This window comes from Brevibacterium sp. (assembly GCF_052105255.1).
Classification (GTDB): Bacteria; Actinomycetota; Actinomycetes; order Actinomycetales; family Brevibacteriaceae; genus Brevibacterium; species Brevibacterium linens_B.
The window spans coordinates 1-4,483 of record NZ_JBQDYQ010000107.1 but is presented as its reverse complement, the minus strand read 5'-3'; the positions used below and the strand labels follow the sequence as shown (position 1 = coordinate 4,483).

Here is a 4,483-nt window from a genome sequence, read left to right as displayed (position 1 = left end):
GCGCGAGGTTGCTGGGCCGCCGTCAGGTAGCAAATGGGGCGGGTCTGTCGTGCCTAGCGTCGTGGTTTCTGCAGCCATGGACGGAGGAGACGGGTGCTCATCGGCAAGAAGATGTAGGTCATCAGCGGTGTGAGGATGCAGATGTTCAGCAACACAGCGAGCACCGTCGGCCAACTATGCAAATGGGGCATGAGGAGAAACGTCGAGAGCAGGCTGAGGGGGAAGAACGGCAAGAAGATGCTCACGGCCTGTTTCCACCGAGGTGGGACGACGGATTCGGGAATCGTCAGGGTCTCCTCACCCTGCGGTTCGAACCAGCCCTCGATACCGGTGCGGTGTTCGACGCGGGTGGTCTCGACGAGTCCGGCGGCGCTTTCGATCCACCAACGGCGGTCGTCGGAATCATCCCAGGCCCGCAGGGTCTTCTCATCGGCGAAACGATAGAGCAGATGCCACTCATCGGAGTCCGGGCTCGTCCGCACCCAACCCGATCCGAGGTAGCCCTCGCGTTCGCGAGCCAGTTCCTGCCCGGCCTGGGCCCAGGCGGTGAACCGGCGGTGCTGACCGGGCTGAACGGTGCGGGTGATAGAGACGGTGATCGGAGACGTTTGCGGCATAAGGGAGAGTATAGAGACCCGCTCGCGAGCGCCAGCAGCCGCCTGGAACTGCCGCGCCGAATTCAGGCGTCCCCGGCCACCCGAATGAAGACTCGGTCGAGTGCGGCTGCTAGGTTCGCGCGGTTCGTGTCGTCCATCCAGTCCCGGTTGACCTGCTCGTTGAGTCCGCCCGGAGTCTCATGCGCGGCGACGAGATCGGCGATCGGAGCCTCGGACTGGTCGAGCGTGGTGCCGAGACCGACGAACTGGCCTCGGATGAAGTGGTCGGCATCGGCCTGATCCCACCCCCGGTCGACCAGCCATGCGGCGATCGTCTGCAGACACGCGAAGTGTGCCGACATGGTTGCCGTCACCGCTGACAGCGTGCTGAACTTCGTCTCGTCGGCGGCCGTGACCGATCCGCCGAGGAGGTCGAGGAGGGCCTCGACATCGCCGTCGGCGGGGAACATCGCCGTTACTCCCTTGCGTTCACGGACGGCCGGGAGCGGGATGATCCGCACAATGTCCGGATCGTGGGGGAGGAGCGCTGAGAGCTCGTCCGTCGGAATCCCGGCAACTGCGCTGATCAACGTCTTCTCTGCCGGAATGTCGAGGGCGCCGAGGACGCCTGCAGCCTGCTGAGGGAGGACGGCAAGGACGATGAGGTCGCTGCGATCGACGACCTCCTGGTTGCTCTCGGCCACCTCGGCGGTCTCAATCGTGTCGGCAAGATGCCGTGCCCGCTCGGCATTGCGCGGGGAGAGCACGAACCGCAGTCCGGTTTCGCGCCCACCGCCGTTCTCTGTTGCCGCAGTGCCCGCGCTCAACCCTTCGACCATCGCCGAGGCGATCTCGCCGACACCGATGACTCCGATCGTGCTCATGTTCTCCTCCTTGAGTGACGAGGTGAGTTCTTCCGTCTGTTCGCATTGTGTCATCGTCTGTTGGACGACGCGTCAGCGGTCTGGCTCGTGACTGTGGAGAAGCTCTTCGCCGAGTTGCAAGAAGTGTCGTCGGCCTCGGGCTCGGACGTTGTTGATCGGTGGCGCGCACCCACCAACTCCGCCCCAAAACACCTGAAGGCGGCCCAGCAACCACGCGCGAGGTTGCTGGGCCGCCGTCAGGTAGCAATAGAGGGTCAGAAGCTGGGGAGGACGGAGCCGTCTGCCCACTTCTCCTCGATGAACTTCTTCACCTCGGGGGAGTGGAGCAGCTCGTCGAGCTTCCCCAAGTTCTCGTCGTCCTTGTTCTCCGTGCGCACGGCGAGGAAGTTGCCATAGGGGTTGCCCTCGGCCTTCTCCAGCAGGATGCCGTCCTTGGCCGGGCTCAGTCCGGCTTCGAGGGCGTTGTTGCCGTTGATGACAGAGGCGTCGACGTCTTCGAGGGTGCGAGCCAGCTGCGCGGCGTCGGCCTCGACGAACTCGATGTTCTTCGGATTCTCCGCGACATCGGAGAGCTTCGCGTCGACCGCGTCCACTCCGTCCTTGAGGGTGATGAGCTTCGCGTCCTCGAGCAGCTTCAGCGCACGTCCCTGGTTCGACGGGTCGTTGTTGATGCCGATCTTCGCGTTCTTCGGAATGTCCGCAACATCCGTGATGTCCTTCGAGAACAGTGCGAAGGGTTCGAGGTTGATCGGCTCGAAGCCGGTGATCTCGTAGCCCTGGCCTTCGACCTCGGAGTCGAGGTACGGCTTGTGCTGGAAGTAGTTCGCGTCGATGTCGCCGTCGTTGAGCGCCTTGTTCGGCAGCGTGTAGTCCGTGTACTCGGTGACCTCGATGTCGAGGCCGGCATCCTCGGCGAGGTTCTCATCCACGTAGCGCAGAATGTCGCCCTGCGGCACCGGGGTCGCACCCACGGTGAGCTTGGTGATGTCGCCGTCCTTCTCACCGACGGAATCGGTGCCGCCGCCGACGAGTCCGCAGCCGGAGAGCAGCAGAGTCGCGCTGGCCGCGATCGCAATGAGCTTGGTCTTCATGATTCTCCTTGATGTGTGTTGTGTAATGCGATGAGCAGTGGTGGCCGTTAAGTGTGCGCAGATTGCCGGTTTCGTCGCCGATTCGGACAATCTGAGCACACTTAACTCGGGGTTCCATCGCCGCGCCGGACGTGATCGACCTCGCCGAGGCGGCTCACCGGTGGTCGACCGCGCGGGCCAGGCGATCGCCGATGAACTGGATGAGCGTGACGATGAGGACGAGGACGATGATGCAGGCGATCATCGTGTCCGCCTGGTAGCGCTGATAGCCGTAGGAGATCGCCAGTGCACCCAGACCGCCGCCGCCGACGGCACCGGCCATCGCGGTGTAGGAGACCAGGGTCACCGAGGTGACCGTGGCGGCACCGATGAGACCGGGCAGAGCTTCGGGAACGTAGACCTGGCGGATGACCTGGCCGTTCGAGGCGCCCATCATCAGGGCGGCTTCGATCTTGCCCTCGGAGACCTCGCGCAGCGAGTTCTCGACGAGGCGGGCGTAGAAGGGGATCGCGCCGATGGTCAGCGACACCACGGTCGCCTGCCAGCCGAGTGCCGAGCCGACGACGAATCGGGCGAAGGGGATGAGCGCGATGATGAGGATGATGAAGGGGATCGAGCGCGTGATGTCGACGATGAAGGACAGCACCCGGTAGACGACCGGGTTCGAGTTCAGACCACCCTTCGAGGCAGTGAACAGCCAGATGCCCAAGGGCAGACCGAAGAGCACGGCCAGGCCGGTCGACCATGCGGTCATGAGCAGCGTCTCGATGGTGGCCGGCCACATCTGATCGGTGATCGCCGGGTTGTCGAACCATGTGGGATCGTTCATCAGGCAGCCTCCTCCGCATAGATTCCATCGGCTTGCAGGGCGCTGATCAGCTCTTTCGCCTGGTCGGCCGAGTCGACGGAGAAGCGCAGCCGGCCGACTTGGTGACCGTCGATGGTCTCCACGGCTCCGGCGAGGATCGCTTCGGCGCTCGCTCCGGCCTTCAGCGCGGCGGTGAGCACGGTGGGCAGGTCCGTCCCGGCCAGGGACACCTCGACGAGGCGGCTCGCCCCGTCATCGAGGCTGACCGGAGGCAGGGGGACGAGATCCTTGGCAAGCACCGAGCCGGGCTCGGCGATGACCTCGGCGAGTTTCCCGGTCTTGGCCACGCGGCCGTCGGCGAGCAGCGTCACGGAGTCGCAGATCTCGCGGATGACGGGCATCTCGTGAGTGATGATGAGGACGGTGATGCCCAGTCGGTCGCGCAGCGAGCGGATGAGACCGAGGATCTGCTCCGTCGTCGTCGAATCCAGCGCCGAGGTGGGCTCGTCGCACAGCAGCACCTTCGGCTCGGCGGCGAGTGCGCGGGCGATGCCGACGCGCTGTTTCTGCCCGCCCGAGAGCTGAGAGGGATAGTTGTCAACGCGGTCGCCGAGGCCGACGAAATCGAGGAGTTCACGCGCCTTGGCCAGACGTTCGGCCTTCGGCACTCCGGCGATCTTGAGCGGGTGGGCGACGTTCTTCAGTGCCGTGCTCGAGTCGAGGAGGTTGACGTGCTGGAAGACCATGCCGATGCTGCGGCGGGCTTCGCGCAGACCGACACCGGACTGGTTCGTGAGGTCGACGCCGTCGATCGACACCGTCCCGGAGGTGGGGGACTCGAGCCCGGTCAGGCAGCGGATGAGGGTGGACTTGCCGGCGCCGGAGCGGCCGACGATGCCGTGGATCTCACCGGCGGGGACCGAGAGGTCGATCTCCTCCAGGGCGACGGTGCCTCCGAACACCTTGCGCAGTGCGCGCAGCTCGATCACAGGCGCCTCCTCGTGTAGTTGGTCAGTGCCGCCCACGGTGGTGGACGGCAGGAATTGGGGATGGGCCGGTCTACGGTCCAGTAGGGCCGACGATTCAGGATGACAAGCAATCAGA

The 4,483-nt window shown here is 64.9% G+C and carries 5 protein-coding genes; all 5 read right to left on the bottom strand.

Going from position 1 to position 4,483, the window contains the following annotated elements:
- Positions 1-53: 53 nt before the first annotated feature.
- The 5 genes from ACTIIH_RS15910 to ACTIIH_RS15890 all read right to left on the bottom strand — a co-directional run bounded on the left by ACTIIH_RS15910 (position 54) and on the right by ACTIIH_RS15890 (position 4,368).
- The gene (locus tag ACTIIH_RS15910) at positions 54-617 is read right to left on the bottom strand and encodes an antibiotic biosynthesis monooxygenase (RefSeq protein ID WP_441452802.1); all 564 of its coding nucleotides are present in this window, start codon (positions 615-617) and stop codon (positions 54-56) included.
- 62 nt (positions 618-679) lie between these two features.
- A complete protein-coding gene (locus ACTIIH_RS15905) occupies positions 680-1,480 on the bottom strand; it encodes an NAD(P)-binding domain-containing protein (protein WP_441452801.1) in 801 nt (266 codons plus the stop codon).
- A 254-nt stretch (positions 1,481-1,734) separates the two neighbouring features.
- The gene (locus tag ACTIIH_RS15900; protein ID WP_441452800.1) at positions 1,735-2,571 is read right to left on the bottom strand and encodes a MetQ/NlpA family ABC transporter substrate-binding protein; all 837 of its coding nucleotides are present in this window, start codon (positions 2,569-2,571) and stop codon (positions 1,735-1,737) included.
- 154 nt (positions 2,572-2,725) lie between these two features.
- Complete coding sequence (locus ACTIIH_RS15895; protein WP_025778297.1) at positions 2,726-3,400, bottom strand: methionine ABC transporter permease; 675 nt, start codon at positions 3,398-3,400, stop codon at positions 2,726-2,728.
- Positions 3,400-4,368, bottom strand: a complete 969-nt coding sequence (locus ACTIIH_RS15890; protein WP_441452799.1) for a methionine ABC transporter ATP-binding protein — start codon at positions 4,366-4,368, stop codon at positions 3,400-3,402. The genes ACTIIH_RS15895 and ACTIIH_RS15890 overlap by 1 nt, the downstream gene beginning before the upstream one ends.
- Positions 4,369-4,483: the final 115 nt, after the last annotated feature.